This window comes from Mucilaginibacter sp. P2_A4 (genome assembly GCF_056405015.1).
Genome location: NZ_JBFUCX010000008.1, coordinates 62,077 through 86,291 on the forward strand (window position 1 = coordinate 62,077; position 24,215 = coordinate 86,291).

Genomic DNA, 24,215 nt, shown 5'->3' on the forward strand with positions numbered 1-24,215 from the left:
CAACAATATGGTGCATTTTTACAATTGCATCAGCACTCCTCTATAGTTTATGGAAATAAGACCGGCCACTCAACAAGATTATGATTCAGTTTGGGAAATATTCTCAAAAGTTATACAAACAGGAGATACGTACGCGTTTGATCCTGAAACTCCAAAAGCTGATTTACAAAAACATTGGTTTGCAAGCCCCATCCAAACCTTTGTTGCCGAAGAGGACCATAAAATATTAGGCACTTATATCATAAAGCCCAACCAGGTGGGACTGGGCAATCACATAGCCAATTGCGGTTATATGGTACATCCTGATGCCAGGGGCAAAGGTATAGGAAGCCTGCTTTGCCGGCACTCTATGCAAATAGCTAAAGAACAAGGGTACCAGGCTATGCAGTTTAACATTGTGGTTTCAACCAATTATGATGCGGTAAAGCTTTGGCAAAAAAATGGCTTTACTATTATCGGCACTACCCCTAATGGTTTCAGGCACCTGCAATTGGGGCTTGTAGATACCTATATCATGTACAGGCCGCTGTAATACACCTTCATGCTTCAAAACTGCATATCGGCCCCCCATTAGCGCAAGTCTTGTGTGGTGGATAGAGTAGTGGCTGACTTGTGTTTAGTACAATACCTTATCTACCAGCAACTGCCGCTTCAATATCTTCCTTAATAAATACCCATTCCTTACCTTTTAAGCAAATGGGATCCAAATCATCATTGGCATCAGCAAAATCCGAGAAATTATTTATAATCAGGCGTTCATCATGTGTCCATTCAAAACGTCGCTTGTGGAGAATGATCATGGTCGCGACGCTGTATTGACTTAGTAATTCATGCAAATCCCAAAAGTCTTTTTTCCTGCCGCCCCTTTGTACTACATCTATTTTCATGGCAACAATCTCTTCCATAGTTGCCATGCGCACACCATCTCGCAGAAACACATCTTGAAAAAAAGGATCCATGGAATAGTATAAATCCAGTTTGATAACGTTATCCGGATCAGTTCCAATAAGGTAAGATTTTCCCATGCCCGGATTACCTCCAAACTCACCATCTACATGCCCGAAGCTTTTGTTGAGAAATCTTTCAATAGCGTCAAAATCAGTAGAGCCATAATTTGCATCAGTAAAAAGATCTATATCCACAGACATTCGGTGTCCCAAATACAAGCTCAACGCCGTGCCGCCAACAAGTCTGAAGTCTTTAAGTTCTTCAGCCTCCATTAATGTCATTAAACAGTGTTTTAAAAGGGCATTTACAGTATTCCAATAGAGCATGTTATTTTGCTTTTACGTGTCCCATTACGGGCAGTGTATTATTTGCAATTCTGGTACTGCCAGTAATAGCCTTAATTTTATCTTTACCGTAGAACCTCAGCATTTCTTTTTTTTCATCATCATTTCCCCGTTCAAACACACGTTGAATAACTGCTTTATACTGCTTTTCCCAATCAATCTTAGTGATATCTGTATCCCAGAACAGCGTTTTTCGAATAACAGAAAGATCAGGACGTTCCCCTAAATTAGCTTTCTGCTGTTCCTTTTTTATTTCGTAATAAGTCTGAAGCAGAAGCATTGTTCCCTCTTCCAATCCTAAAGCTTTGTCAATTTTTAAAGATAGTGCAGGCGTCAGTCCGCGTTGTCCTTTAGTAATGCTGTTTAACGTTTGAGGATATTCATGTAATGAAAGTGCAAAAGGGCCTTTTTTGAGGTTTCTTTTTTTAAGCTCACGTTCCAGAATAACTCCTGGATGAATGCCCTTATATTTTTCGATTACAGTTTCCATATGACTAATATAAACAAATTTGTTTATAAAATTACAATTATACAAATATGGTTATAAACGAACTATTATCCTCTCAACTTGTTATTAATAGATTCTTAATTGTAGGGTTGTGGAATGTTATAGTGAACCGTTCAACCAAGGTTGGGTGAAGGCCTTTCTAAGAATAATTTTTGTTAAAAGTTCCCCCTTGCAGAAATTATTGATCCAATTGCGTATTCCTTTGATCAGCTGGGATCTTCAAAAAAGCTTTATAACTGGTATCCAGATAAACCACAAGGTTAAAATCGGCACTGAAATAAGTTTTAGCCGATGGGGTATAAAGAACTAAAAAGTCGTCCATATCCTTACCTTTTAAAGGCAGGTACTTGGCTATATTATCGGCATTAAAAACCTTGACTATTTGATCCTGTTGGTCCTGGTTTATTAAAAAATCCTGCTGTTGCTTGCGTTTCCGCTCGTCCTTTTTAAAATACTTTAACCTTAAAATGACGCCGCCATCATAATCACCATTCTTATCGCGATGATACACCATTGTTTGGTTATGAAATTCGGGCGCGGCGAATGAACCAGCGTGTATGGCTTCTGTGGCAGTTACTTTTACCTCGTTAAGCATATTATGCTGAGGCGTCAGGAATATTTCAAGCGGTTTATTGCCGGTGAGCAGCACAGTATCCGGCTTATAAAAAGCACCACTAAATACCAGCAGTTCGCCGGCTTTGCCGCCTATACTAAATGCACCGGTTTTATCAGTAATAACAACCTTATTGCTGCCCAGATTTTCAACCCTTATATTTTGCAACACCACGCGTGTTTTATTCTCATATACAACACCGCTATGCAAACTTTGCCCCAATGCAACTGCCGAAATTATGCAGCCCGTAAGTAACAAAAACACCCTTTTAAGCATATATAAAAATAAACATAAAATTTAAACTACAATTATACAAAACAGCATTTAACTAAAATTAACAGCTTTGCAATCATATAAAACATCAATGAAAACTCTTTAACATTGAGTGCCTGACGGTTGCACATTCATCCTTGACCTTTACGATATAAGCAAAGTATAAAAAAAAGGTGCACCCGAAGATGCACCCTTTATAAAAACCATTATTGCAAAGCAATAAGATAGTAGTTATTTATCATTCATTATTCACCTTTAGTCTCACCGCTCACTATTCCTCCACTCACGCCGCCACCTTCATTAACGCGCTGTAACTTTTTCAGCATTTCGCTGCCTATCAGGGCATCTATCATACCGTTGCCGCCACCGTCTTTACCGCTTACCAGTATTTCGGGAACTAACTTAATTCCATTGCTGGCAAGGGCCTCGGCTACACGTACAATGGCATATTGCTCGGTACCCATGGCTTCGGTTTTTTGTTTGGTTACTTCGGCTTCGGCCATACCTATGGCTTTTATTTTGGCACCTTCGGCCAAACCATTTACCTCTGTCGCGTTGGCATCGGCCTTGGCGTTTACGGTTTTGGCTTCGGCATCAGCTTTAGCTATCGTGATTCTCACTTCGGCATCAGCCTTAGCGTTAATAGTTTTGGCTTCTGCCTCACCACGTGATGCGGCAACCCTTGAAGCGGCCATTTGAGTATTGATCTCTACCTGGCGGGTTGATTTTACAACCTCTGGCTGCATATCGGCGCCAGCTCTGGCACTTTCAAATTCCTTACGCTCAATTTGCGCATGGCGTTGTATCTCATAAGTAACTTTTTCCTGTTCAGCTATTTTACGATCGGTTAAGGTTTTCATTAAAGCTGCAGGTGGCACTATGTCACCTATCAATGTATCCACGCCTACCACGTTGTAAGAGGACAATACTGTGCTGATGTGTTCCTTAGCATCATTTTGCCTATCTATACGGTTGGCCAAAAAGCCAATCACATCACTTTTTTGTGCCGAGTTACGGAAATAGTTGGCAATAGTTGGTTCCAATACCTGCGATACCAGGTTTTTCATTTTACCAAAACGGGCTATTACTTTTGGGGCCTCGTTACGTGGCACGTGTATGATCTGTGACACATCCAGATTGAATGTAAAACCATCGCTTGATCTTACCGTAATGGTACACAGGTTTTTATCCAGTTCATGCGCTTCGGTACGGCTATCGGCCCAGTTTAATACTATGTTGGTAGTAGGCACAATTTCAACCGCGTGGGTATAAATGTTAACCGGGTGCTTACCGGGATCAAGTGGCTCGTCCCAAACACCTTTTTGGTTCCGTTTAACAATGTTACCATGCTTAAAGGCATCGCCGCTGGTATCCTTACCTTCTGGCCCAACAAAGGAGTTAACCACACCCACATAACCAATCGGGATGTAGATCATATCCACCTGTTCCACCAATACAAACCATGGGTTAAGGTAATAAGTACCCGCCAAAATTACATCCTCCTGCAAACCCTTACGGCCGCCAGCATTAATAAATGCAATAGGGTCCTGGTAGTTTTTATGACCTTCAACAGAGTAGCCGGCAATTTCGCCTTTTGCCAAAGGTTCACCATCAAGGGTGGTAATAATACCCACCTTGTTTTCCTGGATCTGGGTAATAGGCACCATCATAATCTCAAATAAAAAGGTATTGATACGGTAACTACCTGGCGTAAGGAAGGCAGCCTGCGGACCTTTTTGACCATTGTTATCCAAAAACGCTATCGCATCCTGGAACTTATCGCAGTTTACCGGTTTACCCAGCACACGGCCGGTATCAAACGGTGCACCATCCTTTGCCTTTACCAGCCCAAGCTTATTTTGTTCAATAATTGTAAACGACTCCATGGTAATCCCATACTGCCACGGCCACATACCCCAGTATAAACCCGGCGCAAGTGCTTTAGCCTGCATACCGGCCTCGCCGTTAGTAGCAATGATACGTCCATCGGGCAAGCGCATTTTTCCCGAAAGGGTAAACTTTTTAACCACCAGGCCAATACGGTCATCGGGTACTATCACCATACCAAAAAACACCCGTAAAACAAACTTGTACATTACAAGCACCAAAATTACAGGCACAGCATAAAATAACATCACAATTGATTTGTCCATTTTTTTAAAAGATTTAAATATTTGATTTTTTTAACGGAACCCTTAAGGTGCGGGTCCTCACAATACTTAATAGCATACCTTTTGGAAGGGAGTCCTTGGCTATTTAGTGTCATTTAGACAGTTACGGTTATAGGTTGTTACAACAATTTTAAAAATTATTTTTTGACCGGTGATGATTTGCCGTTAATTTATTTTTGCCCGCTCATTCCGCCTGAACCTGAATTTGCGAGATTAATTGATAGACAGGATTTTAACACCGATACTTGCATCCTCGCCACCGGTATTCAAAAGTTTTTTTTAATTCTCTCCCAACGGAGGGGTTCGGCTGAAATGCGCGCAATGGCAGGGAGGGGTTTCGCCGATATACATACTGCAATCGTACTTGAACGCCTGACTTAACCCCTACCTCCCCTTCCCCGAGGAAGGAATCGCACATTGCCCCTGTCTTTTTATTTCTTCCTAACACCTATGGTATCCTCGCAAGCAACCATTCCCAACTTAACAATATTACTCATCCTCAATACCTTAACCACCCGCCTGATACTAAAAAAACAATTTGCAATCCCAATAAGTTAGTATAATAACACCTTTATATAACATCAAAAAAAATAATCGTCATGTCCATATCAGCATCAAAAAATAAAACAGGCGACTCAAAACCAACAGAAAGCAGCAAACCCGCCAGCAAAGAGCTTAAAACCGATTTCCCGATGAGTGAAAAAGACGAGCTAAAAAAAGCCGAAGAACAGATGAGAAAACGCGCAAAAGGCAAATAGTTTTGTTTTTAATTTTAAAGGCAATTGCATAGCTTGGCTAAAATATTACCTGTCATGATTAAACATAGCTTTTTACTATTAGCCGTTGTACTGTTCCTGCTAACATCATGCAAGCCATCGGTTAGTGTTACAACCCTTACCGGCAAATGGAAATACGTAAAGGTTGAGCATCCCAATGCCAGTCCGCCGGATACAATGAAAAAGGCCGATCTGGATGAGGTTGTCCCTTATATTCAATTTACCCCCGAAATGAAATTCCTGATTGTATGGGGTGGTAAATTCCTGGCGCACGGCAGTTTTACCCTTAATGGCAGCAATATGAACATAACAGAAGTGCTACCCGACGGTAAAACACGCAGTTATGTTTTTACCGTATCGGAGCTAACAGAAAGCAAAATTGTTTTTGAAACGATAGGAGCAGATGGCTCCAAAGTAACTGCGTTACGGGCGAGTAAGTTTTAGGAGGTTCGTGTTGCGGGGTTCGTGTAGTTAAAGTAAATGAAGTTATGCCTCCCGCTGTTTGTGTCCTCACAAACAGCTTGCACAATTAACGTGGTAGCAGCAGTTTGTGAGGACACAAACTGCTGGAATAGAATAGATTTCCTGAAGTTTTTTAATTCCCTCCCCAATGGGAGGGGTGCGGTTGAAATGCGCGCAATGGCAGGGAGGGGTTTCGTCGACATTCCATCTGCAACCGCGCTTTGAATCCTGATCTAACCCCTTCCTCCCTCCTCGTCCAAAAACTGCGTAACCACTCAACGAAGTTAATCCTTGCTCCTTCGTCCGAAAATCCTTGCTCCAAAAATCTTCAAAAATCCACCCTCCAAAAATCTTCAAAAAAAGGTGATATATCTTCCTTAACTTGCACATAGTAATAAACAGTAAACAATGGATGCGGTTAAATTACAGGAACAGGCGGCAAAAAGGCAGGAGCTTTTTATAGCCTTATATCAAAAAGTTTTCCCGGCTGTGGCAAAGTATGTATCCCGCTGCGGCGGGTCATTTGATGAGGCTAAGGATGTTTTCCAGGATGCCTTGCTCAGTTATTACGAAAAAACAGCTTCTACCGGCTTAGCCATAAACAACAGCGATGGTGCCTATATTTACGGCACGGCGAGATACCTGTGGCTCAAACGCTATAGGGAAGGCAGTCAAACATCGCCCCTGAATGAAGCCCAGGTAGCCAACGCCACTGCTGAAATTGCACCCATACCGGATGAACATAAGTTGCTTCGTTTTTTAGAAACCGGCGGTAAGCGCTGTATGGAATTACTCCGCTCCTTTTATTACGATAAATTACCGATGACGGAGGTGGCAGCAACATTCGGCTTTTCGGGTGTGCGCTCGGCAACGGTGCAGAAATACAAATGCATCGAAAAAGTGAGGGAAACGGTTAAACAAAAAGCATTAACGTATGAGGACTTCCTTAAATAACACAGCACAAACAGAAGCCCACCTGCTCAACAAACAGCACCCCGGAGATGCATTATTGTTTGATGCCAGGCTATTACTGGATACCGATCTGCAGGCTAATGTATCGGCCCAAAAACAGGTTTATACTTTGGTGCAGCAGTATGGCCGCAGGCAGCTAAAACAAGAAATAGAAGCAATACATCAGCAATTATTCACCCAACCAGAAAACCTCAGTTTCAAACAAAAAATAGCCCGCATATTTTTAAACAGGTAAGGCAAAGCTTACCACAAAACCAACATTTTCATGAATATCGATAAACAGGAATTCCGCAAATATGCGGTCATGCACCATGCTATTGCCGGTTCGCAGGTAGATAGTTATATCTCAGGGGTCGAAAAAAGTGCCTTGCCTACGGCCATGACGCCCTACATTACCGAAGAGCGCGAAATGCGCGTAGCCCAGATGGATGTATTCTCGCGCCTGATGATGGATCGCATCATTTTCATGGGCCAGGCGGTTGACGATAATGTGGCCAACATTATACAGGCACAGCTGCTTTTTCTGCAATCCACCGATGCTAAAAAAGATATTCAGATGTATATCAATTCACCGGGCGGTTCGGTATATGCGGGTTTGGGTATTTATGATACCATGCATTTCATCAGCCCCGATGTGGCAACCATTTGCACCGGGATGGCCCTATCCATGGGCGCGGTGCTGTTATGCGGAGGCGCAGCAGGCAAGCGTGCGGCCTTACGCCATTCCAGGGTGATGCTGCATCAGCCATCTGGCGGCGCGCAGGGTATGGCATCTGATATCGAGATTGCATCCCGCCAGGTACTCAAAATAAAGCAGGAACTATACGAGATCATTGCCAAACATAGCGGCCAGCCTTACGAAAAGGTTTACGAAGTATCAGACCGTGATTACTGGATGATAGCCGACGAGGCTAAGGGATTTGGGATTATTGATGAGGTGCTCATGTAAATAAAACTTTGACGGGGTTTGAAAAATCGGTGCTTTTATATTTAACTTTAATACACCGATTTTTCAATTAAACCTACCGAAATGAACCGTAGCCAATTTATCTCATTATTAGGTATCCCTTTTTTTGCAGGTCTTTTTTCTTCAACAAAAAACACTCCTGTAAAAGATCTTTTAACAGATTGCGATGATCCAATCACCCCACCGGTACCGGAAGGCCCTTACTATAAAAATGAAAAATTAAATCGTGCAAATATTGTGGAGCATAAAACAGGTACGCCTGTAAAATATATTTTCATGGTTGAGGATAAGCATTGCAAACCCGTTAAAGGCGCTATTGTAGATATCTGGCAGTGCGATAGTGAAGGTCATTACTCGGATTTTAAAGCAGAAAACACATTAAATGAAACCTGGCTAAGAGGTTACCAGATAACGGATGACAAGGGTAAATGCGAGTTTACATCCATATTCCCTGGTTGGTATACCAACCGCTTAACACATCTGCACGCCAAAGTTCACATCAATGGTGAAACTGTGCTTACTACTAACCTGTTTTTTGATAAAAAAGTCGAAAATACGATCCATAAACAACCACTATACCCTAAAGGGCCCAACCCCACAACAATTACCGAAGATTACGAATTAAGGGTTGATAAGGACACTAAAAGACACGATACCCTTATCATGAATATAACCGCTAATAAAAAAGGAGAATTAACGGGATATTATAAAGTAAGCGTGGCTTAATGATGTAAACAACATTTTTCATGTTTTTCATCAGTGACTAACTACAGCCGCACCCGCCACTGCTTCCACCTTGTTCTTAATAAACCTCCTGCCAATAACCAATATCAGCAAAGCCACTATTGATGATGCGGCCATTACCCCTGCCATTGGCAAAGTGGTTTGGCTTTTTATCAGCGTAACGCCAACAGATGCCAATGAACCTACCGCCATTTGAAACGCCCCTAAAAGCGCCGAAGCGGAGCCTGCATTTTTAGTAAATGGAGCAAGCGATAGTGCCGATGTATTGGGGCTGCAAATACCTACACAGCATAAAACTCCAAATATCATAACAATTGCGCCTCCCATGCCAAACCAGCCATTAAAGGAACCTATTAAAAACACTACCGAAATAACAACCATACAAATCAAAAATGCATTTACCAGTTGTTCGCTGCTGTATCTCCTCACCAACATGCTGTTCACCTGGCTGGAGCCTATAAACCCAACCGAAAGCCCCGCGAAGATCCAGCCAAAGGATTTCTGGCTCACTTTAAATACTTCTATAAATACAATTGGCGATGAGGCAACATAGGCAAACAAACCTGCAAAAGCAAAGGCACCGCTTATGGCGTAGGTAAAAAACTGTGGATTTTTCATTACTTCCCAAAAGTTGGTGATGATGGGTTTGGGTTTTAGGGAAAATGAGGGATCGGGCTGATAGCTTTCCGGTAAAAAGAATATAACGGCCAGCAATATTAACACGGCTATAATGGTGAGGATTAAAAATATCACCTGCCACTCAAATGCCGCTGTTATATAGCTGCCCACAGTTGGCGCAACCATGGGCGAAGCGCCAAGCACCAAAATAAGCAAGGCAAATACCTTGGCATTATCTTTTACCGGGAACAGATCACGTACCATGGTCATGGAAGCCACCCCTGCCGCGCAACTGCCCACCGCCTGGAAAAAACGCATAATGATCAGCATCTCCAGCGAGGTGGAAAAGAAACAGCCTATAGATGTTACGATGTACAGACATAAACCAAAATATAAAGGCTTTTTGCGCCCGTACCTATCCAGCAAGGGGCCATATAATAACTGCCCGGCAGATATGCCTATAAAAAAGCTGGAAAGTGACAGTGCCACCTGATCGGTACTGGTATGCAAATACTTTGCTATCGCCTTAAAACCAGGCAGGTACATATCTATTGAAAAAGGCCCTAAAGCGGTGAGTGAACCTAATATGAGGATTAAAAAAAAGTATCGTTTTTTGGTCATATGCTATTAGTTGATGGTCGATTGACCGTGGTCAACGGGTTTTAAGGGTATTAAAATTACGGGCCAAAGATACCACTAACAATGGACTATTGCCCATGAACCCGGACTTAAAAAGTTTCGCCCAAGTTGAGGTTTATGGACGAATAGTTGCGGCTTACTCCATAATCGAGACTGATATTTGTGCCTGCTTTTTTGTTGAATTTAAACCGCAACCCCGAGCCTGCGGCCGGGTGCCAAAAGGTAAATTTCATATTATCGGGCTCGGTAACGGAGTTTACGTTTGCAAACAAAACAAAGCCTAACAAGCCGTTACGGGTAATATCGCGGCGGTATTCGGTTTCAAAATAGGCAAGGCGCTGCCCCCGGTAGCGGTTCTGTTTAAATCCCCGGCCCGATCGCTGGTAAGGCTCCCAACCCAGGCTGGGCAGGTTGAGGTAGGGCGTTCCGGGTGTAAGCGATGTCCAATAGTATGACCAGAATGCCAGCACATTTTTAGGTCCCGAATTGGTTAGCGAAACGTACTTACGAACATCAATATATAATGACTGCCAGTTGGTATGGCTGCCCAGCAACCTGGTATTAAACCTGTACGATATATTAGCGTAAGCTCCGGGTAATGGATCAATGGAGTTTTTACGGGTATCGTACAATAAATTCAGCGTAGCCCCTGATGAGAAAGCATCCTGGTTTGTGGCCGTGCCATATTTATAATTACTAAAATTACTCAGTGTATTGTCACCCTGATTTTCAATATCTACATAGTAATCCAGGTTATAACCTACACCTGCGTAAAAATATGGCTTTATTTTTTTTAGCACTGTTTGGTAAAAACGTACGTAGTTGTAGTTAACCAAAAACTTATGATCTTCGGGCGCATTCCCACCAAGGCCCCAGGTGTACTGAGGGTAAACCAGCAAACGGGTATCGCCTGTTATGTTCCATTGGTTATTATTAAGCCAAATGTTTGATCTGATAGGCAAACCATAGCGGCCTTTTAAATTAAAATAAGGCGTAAATACAAAACTGGATAGGTTGGTTGTTGCCGGGTCGCCAAGATAAAAACCGGCTGTGGTTGAGGTGAATAAAGCCCTCCCGCCGCTTCGCCCGTCTGATGCGGATATGGGTAAAATAGAAAAATAGAACTTCTTTTTCTCAACGGTTGATACCTTTCTGGGCTTAATATTAAACACCGATCTGAAAATATCTATCAGGTCTCTTTGTGCAATAGTATCCGTTTTGCTTTTAAGGGTATCGGCAATGGGAATGGCGTTTTGTGCCATCACAACGTAGGGAATTGAACAAAATAATAATACTATAAACGCTTTACCCATTATATATTAAACGGAATACTTAAATATGCTGTTTGGTGTTTTTTAATAATTTACTCAATACTTTAACGAATAATTTGATTGTTAAGCATTTAATGAAACTTATTCCTTAAGCCCCCATTTATGCGGTGGAGCCTTAAGATAGCAAGAAAAAGCCCGCGATTGAAATAACCGCAGGCTTATTAAGTTATTTTAACTTTTTTTAACCTTATTGATATTTAACAGTGGTTACAGTAGTGGTTTTACTGTAAGGACGGTGATGCCTTGGATGCGCCCTACGCCATGCAATACGGCGCGCACGTTCCTTTTTCTCTCTGGAACGGCGAATTTCATTACCGACAATGTAACCACCGCCGGCACCAACCGCACCGCCAAGTAATGCGCCGCCAACGTTATGCCCTATTAAGCCCCCTGCAACGGCACCGCCGGCGCCGCCTATAATGGCTCCTTTACCCTGATCGCTGATTCCTTTTTTCCTGGTAGTTTGCGCTTGTATGTTTGATGCGAACGTGAGCAGGAACGCAAAACACAAGCAAGCGAATATGATTAACTTTTTCATAACAATGTATCTGATAAGTGTGACAAAATATACAATTGATACCTATGCAAATAACAAGCCGAAATGTAGTTTGTGATGATCGCTGAGCCGTTTGGGGCGCCAGGTTACGGTATATTTGAATTTAATCGCAAGAGTTTGCTATAGCCCGCTTAGCTTTTATTTTTAAGTAAAAAACTAATAAACAGACGATTGAACATAAACAATTCAACTCCAATCAAAAAAACCACGCTCTGCTAACAGCATCCCGGCTATTCGTAGCTGCAAAAATCCCTGCCGCTGCTGCAAATGCATTTTTACTTCAGAAAAGCCAATACTGTATCAGAAAACTGTACACTTTTGCCTGCAATATTATGATCGCCGGAAATGTAAGTTAATTTTGCCCCCGGTATGGCTTGCTGAAGCCCTTCTTCAGATCCACCGTCTTTGTCCTCTGTTCCGCAAATTATTTGTACCGGTATTTTCACTTTAGCCAGTTCGGCCTTACTGGTTGATGGCTGGTATTTTTGTTGCAGGGTAAGCGCGGTAACATCAAACAAGGGGTTGCTATGAATGTATTTGATCATGCCATCCACATCGTGAAAAGTAGTATCGCCCATGAGTGCCTTATACGCATGCACACGCCTTGGCCAATCGGGGTTGGTGTATGCATCGCCCATGCCGCCCATTACCAGTTTTTGCACCCTTTTATCTAAAACCAATATACGCGATGCAATGATTGAGCCACGCGAATAACCCACTACATTATATTTTTTGATACCTAAACTACTTACCAGGCCCATAATATCTTTAGCTTCGGCATCATGAGCGTACCCGGCGTCGGTATGTGGCTTGTCTGATCGGCCATTGCCACGCTGATCCAGTATGATCACTTTATAGCCGGCATTTAACAGATCATTAAAAAGCGGACCGTTCTTCCAGCCCTGCCCTGTACCCGAAAACCCATGGATCAGCAAAACGGGAAAGCCCTCCCCCTTAACTTCGTAGTAGATTTTAGTGCCGTCAAACGAGGAATAATAACTCCCGGCAGTACCTTCCTGTGCAAAGCCAACATGATACACCAGCACCATCAACACTAATATGGTTCCTGCTTTAAATAGCTTTTTCATGGAGATGATTACTTTACAAACTGGTTAATGATCAATACACCCACTAAACCGATAACCGAAACCAATGTTTCCATCACCGACCATGATTTAATGGTATCTTTTATACTCAGGTTAAAATATTCCTTATACAGCCAAAATCCAGAATCGTTAACATGTGAGAACGCCAGGCTCCCCGCGCCAATAGAAAGCACCATTAAATTAGGGTTCACATGGTTTTGAAGCACTACCGAAGCTACAATGCCCGCGGCCGTTAATCCAGCAACGGTAGCCGAACCTAAACTAACACGAATTATGGCGGCAATAACCCAGCCCAATATCAGCGGAGGCAGGTTAAAGGCCTGTAACTGGGTGGCTATCTGGTTGCTCACGCCACTGGCAGTTAACACCTCCTTAAAAGCACCCGAGCCGGCAATAATGAGCATGATTAGGGAAATATCTTTTATAGCATCCGTATAATTAACGGCCAACTGGCTCATTTTTTTCCCTTGTTTTATGCCCAAAGTGTAAGTAGCTACCAAAAGCGCTATTAGCATTACAATAGATGGATCACCCAGGAAGGCCACAACCTTTAATAATTCCTTGTTTTTGAAACCCAGGTACGGAAAAAAAGCGGTTAGCATCAATAGCATAACCGGCAGCAAGGCAGTAAAAAAGCTATTGAAGCCACCCGGTAATTTATCTGCGGGCAATTCTTCTGCTCTGAATGTAGCAAGCGGTTCTGATGGTATTTTTTTTAGGAATTGAGCAAACACCGGTCCCGCAAGTATAATTGCCGGGATGGCAATCATTAAGCCATAAATAAAGGTAGTGGCCATATTTGCATGAAACAGCACCACCAGTGCCGATGGTGATGGATGCGGCGGCAAAAAACCATGAGTAACTGATAAGGAAGCCAGCATAGGCAAGCCAATATATACCGCCGGGAGCTTATATTTGTACACTACCGAAAATATGAGTGGTACCATCAGCACAAAGCCGATGCCATAAAACAAGGGTATGCCTATAATAAAACCGGCAGTAACCAGTGCCCATTGAATGTATTTTTGGCCAACAGCTTTAACTAATACTTCGGCAATTTTTTGGGCAGCGCCGCTCACCGCAACCAGTTTACCCAGCATGGCGCCCAGGCAAATAATGATGAGCAACTGACCCATAATATCGCCCATCCCTTTTTGTACCGATGCAGTAACCTTGTTTACAGGAATCCCCAACATTAAGCCGGCAGCTATGGAAACAATCAGAAATGCGATAAAGGGATTTAATTTAATCCAGCTCACCAATAAAACAAGCAGAATTATACAAACAAGAATAATTAATAGTGCCATTATATCAAACTGTTATACGTTTAGGACGGGGACTTTACTAAAAAGCAAATGTTAGCGGCCTAAAGTAATAACAATATTTGAGTTTAGGATTTATATGCGCAAACCTTTTACAATACAAAATAGATCAAGAAACCATTCCTGCCTATCCCGATTAAGTATAAAAAGCAAAACCGCAGAGCAAAAAAAATCTTTATTTAATAATTTATTAATTAGAACAAAAAATAAATTACTAAAAACCAATTGTAATTACCAATACTTAATTAAAAAATGATTAAGTTTGTTTATTGATCTATTAAACAAATTTTTAGCCCTGCCATCGCGCTAACTGATTCAAATAATTTATCAGCGTACTTAACTACATTTTAGCCTTTACACTTTTTCACTGTTTTTTATGTCAAAACGTATTTTAGTATTAGATGATAACCAGGACATTTTAGAAATTGTTCATGAAACCCTCACGTATGAGCAATTTGAAGTAATCAGCACTGCTGAGAGCGATAAAGTATTGCCTTTGATTGAAGAGTTTAATCCCGATCTGGTTATATTAGATTACCGCGTTGCCGGCACAAATGGGGGCGAAATTTGTAAAAGTATTAAGCTTCATCCTAAGTTTGCCAATATTCCTGTTATTATTTTTTCTGCTTACGTAAGTAATACAGATCAGCTGCTAAATTATGGCTGTGATGGCATCATTAATAAACCCTTTGATCTTATTGAACTTGTTGAAAAGGTTAATAGCCTGATTAAATAATATTTAAAGCATCTTCAGCTCAGTTTCCAGCCTATAACTGTGGGGTATAAAACTACATCCAGGTTTATCAAATTACCTATCTTTTCCAGGGAAAATCGATAAATATTAAAAAAAGCGATATAAAAGCCTCCCTTATTAAGAATATCTCAATTTTATTAGCCAATAATCAAAATCACATAATAATTTATACTGATAGTTAAGATATTAGCAATTTTAATATCTTTGTTTAACAGATTTTTAAACAGATTAGTAAATACAATAAACCCCTGATTGTATTATGGTTGTACCGATAAATTCTCATGAAAGCGTCAGCGCGGGGCACAAAAAGCTCCCTATATGTCCCAAATGCAAAATAGAACTCGACAATAGGGTTCCGAGAGGTTTCTTTGTAAAACACCTGTTATTCTTTCTTCCTACAAAAAGATACATTTGCTATAGATGCCAGCGTAAACGATATGTATTTGTTTAATTAATTATTAAATAATTAAATTAAAGAAACACTATACTAACGTATTCGTATTTTTTTTATAACTTTTACATCCGTTATAATTGGGATATCGTAATTTGGTAGCCCCGCCTATTTTTATAAAGGGCAGGCACTATAAAACAATGTCGAGAAAAGTATATTATTGCGGAAAATGCGGAAAGCAATATCATTTTCAAATGCACAGGAGCTGGTTTGCCAAAAATATTTTATTTTTTTTACCTATCAGAAAATACTTTTGTGCCAGTTGTAAAAAATCAAGCTATGTGTTTACCGGGCATAACGAATAATCAGTTAAACTGCAGCTTTGCAGCAATTTCCACCACCTTAGTGTAGTATTTTTTTTATTGTTGACCTTTTTTAAGGAAATATTTGAAATTATTAAAAAGTTATTACACTATTCCAACAAAAAAACGTGTGTAATTACCTTATTATTCTCATTTTAAGTACCACTGCATAAACTTGGTATAACATTTGCTTCTATTATCATGATGCGTTTTATTAACTAATAAGCACACCATTTAATAGAATACATAATAAATATTACCATGAGAAGGATATTAGCGGTGGACGACGACAATGATATATTAGAGGTTTTAAAATATATACTTGAAGATTCTGGCTACGAGGTGGAAACACTATCAAACGGGTACAACCTGTTTAACACGATAAGAGAACATCAGCCAGATTTGATACTGCTGGATATTATGCTTGGCGGTTTAGATGGGCGCGACCTATGCAAACACCTCAAGGCCGGTAAAGAAACGCATGATATCCCTGTTATCCTGGTTTCTGCAAGCCACTATGTTTCCACCGGTTCATTAAATCAAGAAGGATGTCCCGATGATTTTATAGCCAAGCCCTTTGATATTGATGTTTTACTGCGCAGTGTAAAAAGACAGTTGGATTTAGCAGCTTAAATAAATTCATTATATAAAACAAAAAAGCAGGTGCAATTTGCAGCCTGCTTTTTTGTTTTATACAACCTATATTTAAATATTAACATCAAAAGCTTTATCCCTTTTGGCGCGGTTACGCAATTTAAAAAACACTACCAGGTTTAAGAAATGCATAGCTCCTAATATCAGGATGATCCAGCCTAATTTATAGCTCAATACCTCAACCACAACCTGGGTATTGGGTATGCCGCCAGTTTCTTTCAGGGCCAAACTCATATAGCCTATATTGATAAGATAGAAACCAACTACTAATAGTTTGTTTACAGAATCGGCCAGTTCATTATTTCCGTGAAAAATATCTACCAGGAAAATGCGCCCGTTTTTAAATAATACCCTGGCAACCCATACTGTTAATGCAATGCTTACCAACAGGTAAACAAGATAAGTTAAAATAAAGTAGTTCATGATTGTGTGATTTTTATTATATATAAATTATTGAATTTTCAGGAAAAATTGAAATATAAGATTAAAAAAAATGTTACTTGAACATTTTAAATATCGATCCAAAAAACCAGCTCTCTTCGGCTTTCAGCATGGTCTCCAGGGTTTTGTTCACGTTTTTGGCCAGTTTATTGATATCCGCAACAGATGTTTTAAAAGTTTTATAGGCCGGATCTTTTTCATCCCCTTTAACCTCTGATAATTGCGACAGTATTTTTAAAACGGGATCAAGCTCGCGTTTTTTACGCTCTTCGGCTACCCGGCGTGCAATTGCCCAGGTGTCTTTTTCAGCGTAAAAAAACTCCTTGCGCTCACCTGTTTTATGTTGTTTTTCAACCAGGCCCCAGTCAATCAGGTCGCGCAGAGTCATGTTGGCATTACCACGGGATATACTCAATTCGGCCATTACTTCCTCGGTAGTTAAAGCCTCCGGCGAAACCAGCAGCAAAGCATGCACCTGGGCCATAGTACGGTTTATCCCCCACTCCGATCCCAACTTACCCCAGGCCTCAATAAACTTAAGCTTTCCTTCTGCCAATTCCATGTACAAATATAACGAAGTTTTTAAACTTTCAAAAATAAATGAAAGAAATCAGATGTGCAGATTTCAGATGATAGATGTGCAGATGATATTGTCTGAACTCTGATTAAACAGATTGATCAGATTTTTGGATTTTGATTTGCAGATTCCAGAATGGGCATCTACGACTTAATAAAGTTAACGTAATCTATGCAAATCCAGGCGCTGACAGTTAATCTATCATCTGCACATCTATCATCTGAAATCTGCACATCTGTAATCTGCACATCTACGCAGCTACCTCCCCAACTCCTTATCAATCTTCTTGTTCCATTGTTCCTGTGCATCATGGTCAATCCCGTGGCTGGTTTCGTCATCATAGCGCTTTTCCATATCGTTCATTTCACGAAACGAATCCAGGAACTGAACATTAATTGGTCCATCATAATTTTCAATGGTCAGCTTTTCTTTTAGCAATAGTTGCTTAAAATGCATGGCCACTATTTTTACTATATCAAAATGCCTTTGCTCGTGATTAAGGTTGTAGGCGGTTTGTGCCCCCTCTTTTACCCAGCAAGCACTTTTAGGAAGGTAACTTTTTAAACTCAAATGGATATTAATTATTCCTTTTACCATCTTCACTTCCTCGTCATAACCAAAGCTGGGAAAAACCTGGGCCTCATACTTACTTGTGGGCGGCTTTTGCTGAAAATCGGTCCATTTTATCGGCCGGTTGGCCGCATAATAAATGGTATCACCTTCGGGTTGTTCTGTGTACTCAGTAAAAACAAGTTTTACCCCTTTAGCCAATTTGATGTTGGTATCAGCCTGCTTGTTTATCCAGGTATTAAAATAAACCATTCCACCTTGAATTACATTACCCAATAACCCGGCTACATCCATTTGCTGTCCCCAGGTGCGCGTATAGTTTGATCCTCCTTTGTAATCAATCAGTTGCACATCATTCCCGTTCCTGCGTAACACAAAGGAAAATACCACGGCTAACTTTCCATCAATTCGCCCCCCTGCCTGTAGCGTTTCTTCCAGTCGCAGCTTCTTAATATGGATAGTGATGGGGCGCAGGCCCTTGTTAACAGCAAGTCCCTTGCTGATGAATTGTTTAATCGCTGATGAGGCGCCATCTTTCAGGTCGAGGGTGTATTTTGACGCCGGCCCGTTTACCTGTGCGGCGGGAAGTAACCAGGCTACAGCACTACGGTCATCACGGTCATCCACCACATCGGCTATATAAAACTCCGTTGCCGAAAACAAAAATTGCTGATCATTTAAAACAATCGGGCCGTTTGTTTTTTGTGCTTTACAAAACATAGCGTGAACCAAAATAATCATCAACATGACCATCCTGTACATGAAGCGTTTTTTACAATTGTTCATCAGGATCATAGCAAAAATTAAACAAACACCCAGCAAAATATATCATTCCTCACGTCCAATATTCAAAAAAATTGCAGCAAATTATGGTAATTAGTTACTTTTGGCCCAAACGCCAAACGGCTGTGGAATGTGCTTCAATTTTAAAGTTTTCCACACACATATCATGTTTAGTATTACCTTCGTTAATAAAAGTGTTTTCCACATTTGTTAACTACTTATGTGAATTACCCTTTTTCGTTTCGCTATTTTAGCACCATCGTTAGTATGCGCTTTATGATCAAAAAAAGATACATCCCCCTGCTAATCCCGGTATTTATTGCTTCAAACGCCCTTGCCCAGCAAAACCCATCTGCCAAAGTTTACCGCACTTATCACTCAGCTATCGATCTGATGGATAAAGGTAAATACGTGTCTGCTGCCGAGCAATTCCGCCTTGTTGAAGCATCCCGGCTTAAAACAACAACCCAACCGCAGTTTGAATCAGACCTATCGCTGGTTAAAGAAAACAGCCAGTATTACGAGGCTTTTTGCGCGCTCAATTTAAATAATGACGATGCCGAAAGCATGTTTTTGCGCTTCATTAAAGAACATCCCGAAAACCCGCTTACCAGGCAAGCTTACTTTCAGATTGGTAAATCATACTTTAAACAGGGCAATTATGAAAAATCATTGGAATGGTTTGATAAAGTACAGGCCGTTGAACTTAACGGGCACGATAATACCGAATACAAGTTTAGAAAAGGCTATGCCTATTTTTCTATAGGTAACTTTAAGGATGCCCAATTGCTTTTTGCCGAGGTAAAAGCCAAAAAGACTGAATTTACCGAGGACGCCACCTATTACTTTGCTTACATAGCTTATCTTAATAAAGATTATCACCTGGCATTGGTAAATTTTGAAAGACTAAAAAATTCAAAAAAATACCAAAACAGCTATCCTTACTACATATCTGCCGTTTACTTTTTAGATAAACGCTATGATGATGTGATCCATTACGCTGTACCTATTGTAAACAGCACACATCAGCAAAACGAAACCGAGATGCTGCGCATTATAGCGGCATCATATTTTGCTAAAACAGATTATGATAATGCGGTTAAATATTATGGCCGTTTCCAGGACCGCGACCAGGGCCGTACCCAAAACACGCAGGATAGCTACCAAATAGGCTATACCTTTTATAAAGTTGGTAATTATGCACAGGCATCTACCGAACTGGAAAAACTGGTGGAGCAAAAAGATATATACAGCCAAAGCGGTAATTACACCCTTGGTGATGTTTTCCTGAAGATGAATAATAAGCAGAGCGCCCGCAACGCTTTCCTTAATGCATCAAGGCTTACTTATGATAAGCAACTACAGGAAGATGCCTTGTATGAGTACGCCAAATTATCATACGAGCTTGATTTTAATACTGATGCACTTGCGGCTACAAGATTATACCTTAAAAATTATCCACGCTCACGCCGTAACGATGAAATGAAGGTATTACTGGGCGAGGAACTTTTAAACTCCCGCAATTACAAGGAAGCGGTTGACATACTGGAACCCATCCCCAATAAATCACAAAGCGCGCAGATAGCCTACCAAAAAGTTACCTATTACCGCGGATTGGAGTTTTATAATGAACGCGCGTTTGAAAACGCTATAGGTATTTTCCTGCGCTCGTTAAAAAACCCTGTTGATAGTAAAACAGAAGCACTTACCACCTACTGGATGGCCGAGTCCATGTATGAGGTACGTAAATACTCAGAATCGGTTGAAACGTTTGAACAGTTTTTGGCCATGCCCGAGGCTAAGGAAACAGATGTTGCCAACTACGCCAACTATGCCTTAGCTTACGCCGCATTTTATGGCGAACAATATAAAAAAGCCGCTAACTACTTTGAGAAATTTTTAGCCGGCGATGTAAAAGATGCAAGCACACAAAATGATGCTATAACCCGTATTGGCGATAGCTACTTTGTGTTAAAAAGCTACGGCAAGGCATTGGAATATTACAACCGCATTATTGCCATGCACAACCAGGGCGAAGATTACGCTTTATTTCAGCGTGGTATGATCCAGGGTTTACAGGGATCGCTTGATACCAAGATAAGTACACTGAATGATGTGCTGAACAAGTTCCCTAATTCTGATTACGCGGATGATGCATCGTTCGAGATCGCTTATACCTATTTCCTGAAAACTGACGGTGAAAAGGCCAAAACAGACCTGCAGGCCATGATCCAGAAATATCCGCGCAGCAGCTACGTGCCGCGTGCGTTGGTTACTATTGGTTTAATTGACTACAATGCCGGCAGTGATGACCTGGCTGTTGAATCATTTAAAAAAGTGATACAGGACTATTCATCAACTGATGAAGCCAAGCAAGCTCTTAAACAGATAGAAAAAATATATACCGATAAGGGCGACGCGCAAACATTTATCAATTACGCTACTACTACCCCAATTGGTAACTATACCACTGCCGATCAGGAGAGCATCATGATCACCGCGGCCAATAACCTTTATTTAAAAGGCGACTGGCAAGGTACCTTAGGTGCTGTAAATGCCTATTTTGATAAGTTTCCGGCAAAACAGATCTATGAAAAACAAGCAAGGTTTATAAGGGCGCAAAGCTTAACCAACCTGAACAGGACCCAGGAAGCTGTTGCCGATTACAATTTGATCCTAAACGACTGGACAAGTGCGTACAGTGAAAAATCACTCATCGCGATGGCCAAGCTGTACATACAACAGAAAAAATATAATGAAGCCATAGTGTTCCTGAAAAGGTTAGAAACAAACGCCGAATACAAGGCCGATTATACTTTTGCCGTTAATAACCTGATGCTTTGCTACGCTGAAATGCAAATGCCGGATGATGTACTTAACTACGTAAAACTGGTTAGGGAAAACGAAAAATCGGCACAGGAAGATAAGTTCCGTACCGGTTTATATGCTGGCAAGGCTTACCTGCAACGCGGCGATACCACAACTGCTGTTAAGGAACTTAATTACACCATTACCAACACCAAAACAGTAGCCGCTGCCGAAGCTAAATACAATGTGGCCCTTGTGGAGTATTTAAAAGGCCGTTACAAAACATCGCAAAAAATGTGTTTTGACCTGGCCAAAGAAATGCCAAACTATGATTACTGGATAGCTAAAACCTATATTTTGTTGGCCGATAACTATAAGGCTTTAAAAGATAATTTCCAGGCTAAGGCAACGCTGCAAAGCATTATTGATAACTATAAGGCCGATGATGAGATACTATCAACAGCCAAACAAAAACTGGATGTATTAAATGGAGGCAAAGCAAGCAAGACCGCTGCACCTGCCGTTCCTGCTACTGACGATAGTAATAAATCGGCACCGGCAGATACCACTAAAACTCCATCTCAAAACTAACAGGATCCCAAAGAATAATAAAAAAGAAGACAAGCAATGAACTCAAGATACACCTACACGCTGCTTACCTTAATAATAGCATTATACTTTGTTCCTGCACAAGCGCAAACAAAGAAACCCGCGAAAAAGGCAATAGTAAAAACAGCAGCTAAAGCAAAGGCAAAAACCCCGGCTAAAGCAACAGCCAAGCCCGTAAAAAAAGCAACTACAAAACCGGGCACAAAAAAAGCTGATGCAGGCGCTTCAAAAAGCCTGGGCGATGCAGCGGCAAAAGCAAGCCAGGATACTACCAAAAAAGGCGGTAATGGTGCAAACCCATCAAATGGCAGCAGTGTTTCCGAAGAAATAGTGATAACCACAGCATACAAACCGGTATTAGCCGATGCTGTTAAAATTCGCCGTAACCCCGATCTGGAAGATAAAGCGCCGTTTAAAGCACCACTTACCTATACTACTTTAGATAAAAAACTTGACCAGGACTCTGAAATAAAACACCTCGACCCACAAAAAAGACCGGCCGAGCAGGATTCTGTACTGCTTAACAATTATGTGAAAGCTGGTGTTGGTAGTTTAAAAACCCTACTTGGCGAAGCCTATTTTGGCAACGGTCGCGACCAGGCTTTGCAGGTTGGTGGTTTCCTGAAACATTTTTCGCAAGCCGGATCATGGGAAAAACAAAACGAAAGCAAGGATGAGGTTGGTGTATTCATTAAAAGCATCAATTCAGAAAACAACATCAGTGGCCGTATCAACTACAAACGCCAGGGCGTTTATTTTTATGGTCACCCTGATTCCATCCCGTTAACATTCGCCCCCCAAAAACAACACTTTAGCGAAATAAGCGGTGAAGTTGAGCTGGCAAAAAACTTTAAGGATGTTGAAAACGATTTTACTTATGCAGTAAAATTAAAGGGTTATTCGTTTAGCAATGCTTACCAGGCAAAGGAAAGTAACATTGTTTTATCCGGATTTTTAAACCAAACCATTAAGCAATTTTATACTGGCTTAAGCGCATCTATTGATTTAAGCAATCCAAAGGATAGCCTTTACAATTTAAACAACAGTATCCTGAGGTTAAACCCCTATATTAAATTCCAGGGTACCAATTATAAAATTGATGCGGGCGTAAACATTGAAAAAGAATTTGGTGACTTTAACCGCTTCTTCATATTCCCGGCAGCTAAGCTGGAGTACCAGGTGATCCCTAAATATGTGCGCCTGTTTGTAGAAGCCAAGGGCGATATCAACCGCGCGTCCATCCGTGATTTTGCCGCCATCAATCCTTATATCGATAAAAACATCCAGTTAAAAAACTCTGTTGATCAGTTGGATATCAGCGCTGGTTTAAAAGGCACATTGGCTCCCGGGCTTAGTTTCAAGGCATCGGTATTTCGCAATAGTGTGAAAGATATGCCGCTATTGGTAAGCAATCAAACTAACGAAGGCTATAAATTTATTGTGATATATGATAATGGCCGCTCGCGCGTAACTGGTTTTAATGGCGAGCTGGACTTTAAAGCAACCGATGATGTAAATATTTTTGGTCGCGTTGAGTTTAAGGACTATAAAATGAACACCGAAAAAGAGGCCTGGAACCTGCCCAAGTTTTTATTAACCGCCGGTACCGCCATACATATCAATAACAAAGTAAGCATAACAGGTTCATTACTGATCCGTGGAGACGCTTATGACAGGCCTTTCGGAATTGTGCCAGGACCATTAGGAACACCTACCCCAAACACCAATTTGTTAACACAAAACCGTTCTATTAGCTCATTTGCCGATCTGAATGGAGGTGTTGAGTACCGCGTAACACCGGTAATTACCGTGTTTGCACAGGCAAATAACATTTTAAACTCAGGATATCAAACCTGGATATACTATCCTAACTACGGATTTAATATCTTTGGCGGCGTCGGTTTCTCGTTTTAAGA

Annotated in this window: 23 protein-coding genes; 11 read left to right on the forward strand and 12 right to left on the reverse strand. The window is 41.1% G+C overall.

The features are described from left to right. The first annotated feature begins 49 nt into the window (after window positions 1-49). Window positions 50-532: an N-acetyltransferase family protein gene (locus tag AC1DYB_RS15730; protein ID WP_477436313.1), complete on the forward strand. Its 483-nt coding sequence runs from the start codon at window positions 50-52 to the stop codon at window positions 530-532. Between the two features lie 97 nt (window positions 533-629). Here AC1DYB_RS15730 and AC1DYB_RS15735 read toward each other — a convergent pair whose 3' ends face one another. The 4 genes from AC1DYB_RS15735 to AC1DYB_RS15750 all read right to left on the reverse strand — a co-directional run bounded on the left by AC1DYB_RS15735 (window position 630) and on the right by AC1DYB_RS15750 (window position 4,839). Beyond that, complete coding sequence (locus tag AC1DYB_RS15735) at window positions 630-1,220, reverse strand: nucleotidyl transferase AbiEii/AbiGii toxin family protein (RefSeq protein WP_477436315.1); 591 nt, start codon at window positions 1,218-1,220, stop codon at window positions 630-632. 55 nt (window positions 1,221-1,275) lie between these two features. Next, the gene (locus AC1DYB_RS15740; RefSeq protein WP_477394262.1) at window positions 1,276-1,782 is read right to left on the reverse strand and encodes a helix-turn-helix transcriptional regulator; all 507 of its coding nucleotides are present in this window, start codon (window positions 1,780-1,782) and stop codon (window positions 1,276-1,278) included. Between the two features lie 196 nt (window positions 1,783-1,978). Continuing rightward, window positions 1,979-2,689: a hypothetical protein gene (locus AC1DYB_RS15745; protein WP_477436317.1), complete on the reverse strand. Its 711-nt coding sequence runs from the start codon at window positions 2,687-2,689 to the stop codon at window positions 1,979-1,981. Window positions 2,690-2,931: 242 nt separating this feature from the next. After that, window positions 2,932-4,839, reverse strand: a complete 1,908-nt coding sequence (locus AC1DYB_RS15750; RefSeq protein ID WP_477436319.1) for an SPFH domain-containing protein — start codon at window positions 4,837-4,839, stop codon at window positions 2,932-2,934. Window positions 4,840-5,456: 617 nt separating this feature from the next. Here AC1DYB_RS15750 and AC1DYB_RS15755 point away from each other — a divergent pair. From AC1DYB_RS15755 to AC1DYB_RS15780, 6 genes are all read left to right on the forward strand, one after another. Further along, window positions 5,457-5,615, forward strand: a complete 159-nt coding sequence (locus AC1DYB_RS15755; protein ID WP_477436321.1) for a hypothetical protein — start codon at window positions 5,457-5,459, stop codon at window positions 5,613-5,615. 54 nt (window positions 5,616-5,669) lie between these two features. Continuing rightward, window positions 5,670-6,077: a hypothetical protein gene (locus AC1DYB_RS15760; RefSeq protein ID WP_477394256.1), complete on the forward strand. Its 408-nt coding sequence runs from the start codon at window positions 5,670-5,672 to the stop codon at window positions 6,075-6,077. 426 nt (window positions 6,078-6,503) lie between these two features. After that, window positions 6,504-7,049, forward strand: a complete 546-nt coding sequence (locus tag AC1DYB_RS15765) for an RNA polymerase sigma factor (RefSeq protein WP_477436323.1) — start codon at window positions 6,504-6,506, stop codon at window positions 7,047-7,049. Then, the gene (locus tag AC1DYB_RS15770; RefSeq protein WP_477436325.1) at window positions 7,030-7,302 is read left to right on the forward strand and encodes a hypothetical protein; all 273 of its coding nucleotides are present in this window, start codon (window positions 7,030-7,032) and stop codon (window positions 7,300-7,302) included. Before AC1DYB_RS15765 ends, AC1DYB_RS15770 begins: the two co-directional genes overlap by 20 nt. A gap of 30 nt (window positions 7,303-7,332) precedes the next feature. Beyond that, entirely contained in the window at window positions 7,333-8,016 is a 684-nt protein-coding gene (locus tag AC1DYB_RS15775) for a ClpP family protease (RefSeq protein ID WP_477399152.1), read from the forward strand. 81 nt (window positions 8,017-8,097) lie between these two features. Next, window positions 8,098-8,760 carry a dioxygenase family protein gene (locus AC1DYB_RS15780; protein ID WP_477436327.1) on the forward strand — a complete coding sequence of 221 codons (663 nt, stop codon included), beginning with the start codon at window positions 8,098-8,100 and terminating at the stop codon, window positions 8,758-8,760. 30 nt (window positions 8,761-8,790) lie between these two features. Here the strand turns inward: AC1DYB_RS15780 and AC1DYB_RS15785 are convergent, their stop codons facing one another. From AC1DYB_RS15785 to AC1DYB_RS15805, 5 genes are all read right to left on the reverse strand, one after another. Then, window positions 8,791-10,017, reverse strand: coding sequence for a multidrug effflux MFS transporter (locus AC1DYB_RS15785; protein ID WP_477436329.1), 1,227 nt, complete (start codon window positions 10,015-10,017; stop codon window positions 8,791-8,793). 107 nt (window positions 10,018-10,124) lie between these two features. After that, window positions 10,125-11,348, reverse strand: coding sequence for a BamA/TamA family outer membrane protein (locus AC1DYB_RS15790; protein WP_477436331.1), 1,224 nt, complete (start codon window positions 11,346-11,348; stop codon window positions 10,125-10,127). 205 nt (window positions 11,349-11,553) lie between these two features. Then, window positions 11,554-11,904, reverse strand: a complete 351-nt coding sequence (locus AC1DYB_RS15795; RefSeq protein WP_295717298.1) for a hypothetical protein — start codon at window positions 11,902-11,904, stop codon at window positions 11,554-11,556. Window positions 11,905-12,197: 293 nt separating this feature from the next. After that, complete coding sequence (locus tag AC1DYB_RS15800) at window positions 12,198-13,010, reverse strand: alpha/beta fold hydrolase (protein WP_477436333.1); 813 nt, start codon at window positions 13,008-13,010, stop codon at window positions 12,198-12,200. Between the two features lie 8 nt (window positions 13,011-13,018). Further along, window positions 13,019-14,335, reverse strand: coding sequence for a gluconate:H+ symporter (locus AC1DYB_RS15805; RefSeq protein ID WP_295717300.1), 1,317 nt, complete (start codon window positions 14,333-14,335; stop codon window positions 13,019-13,021). Window positions 14,336-14,726: 391 nt separating this feature from the next. Here AC1DYB_RS15805 and AC1DYB_RS15810 point away from each other — a divergent pair, with 391 nt between their 5' ends. Continuing rightward, entirely contained in the window at window positions 14,727-15,086 is a 360-nt protein-coding gene (locus AC1DYB_RS15810; protein WP_477399139.1) for a response regulator transcription factor, read from the forward strand. A gap of 1,032 nt (window positions 15,087-16,118) precedes the next feature. Beyond that, on the forward strand, window positions 16,119-16,490 hold the full coding sequence (locus AC1DYB_RS15815) for a response regulator (protein ID WP_477436335.1): 372 nt from the start codon (window positions 16,119-16,121) through the stop codon (window positions 16,488-16,490). 72 nt (window positions 16,491-16,562) lie between these two features. Here AC1DYB_RS15815 and AC1DYB_RS15820 read toward each other — a convergent pair whose 3' ends face one another. The 3 genes from AC1DYB_RS15820 to AC1DYB_RS15830 all read right to left on the reverse strand — a co-directional run bounded on the left by AC1DYB_RS15820 (window position 16,563) and on the right by AC1DYB_RS15830 (window position 18,885). Then, entirely contained in the window at window positions 16,563-16,934 is a 372-nt protein-coding gene (locus AC1DYB_RS15820) for a hypothetical protein (protein ID WP_295717303.1), read from the reverse strand. A 73-nt stretch (window positions 16,935-17,007) separates the two neighbouring features. Next, window positions 17,008-17,514, reverse strand: coding sequence for a GbsR/MarR family transcriptional regulator (locus AC1DYB_RS15825; protein ID WP_477436337.1), 507 nt, complete (start codon window positions 17,512-17,514; stop codon window positions 17,008-17,010). Between the two features lie 273 nt (window positions 17,515-17,787). Continuing rightward, on the reverse strand, window positions 17,788-18,885 hold the full coding sequence (locus AC1DYB_RS15830; protein ID WP_477436339.1) for a PD-(D/E)XK nuclease family protein: 1,098 nt from the start codon (window positions 18,883-18,885) through the stop codon (window positions 17,788-17,790). A gap of 273 nt (window positions 18,886-19,158) precedes the next feature. Between AC1DYB_RS15830 and AC1DYB_RS15835 the strand changes: the two genes are divergently transcribed. After that, on the forward strand, window positions 19,159-22,281 hold the full coding sequence (locus AC1DYB_RS15835) for a tetratricopeptide repeat protein (RefSeq protein WP_295717309.1): 3,123 nt from the start codon (window positions 19,159-19,161) through the stop codon (window positions 22,279-22,281). A gap of 36 nt (window positions 22,282-22,317) precedes the next feature. Beyond that, window positions 22,318-24,213, forward strand: a complete 1,896-nt coding sequence (locus AC1DYB_RS15840; RefSeq protein WP_477436341.1) for a hypothetical protein — start codon at window positions 22,318-22,320, stop codon at window positions 24,211-24,213. The last annotated feature ends 2 nt before the right edge of the window (window positions 24,214-24,215 follow it).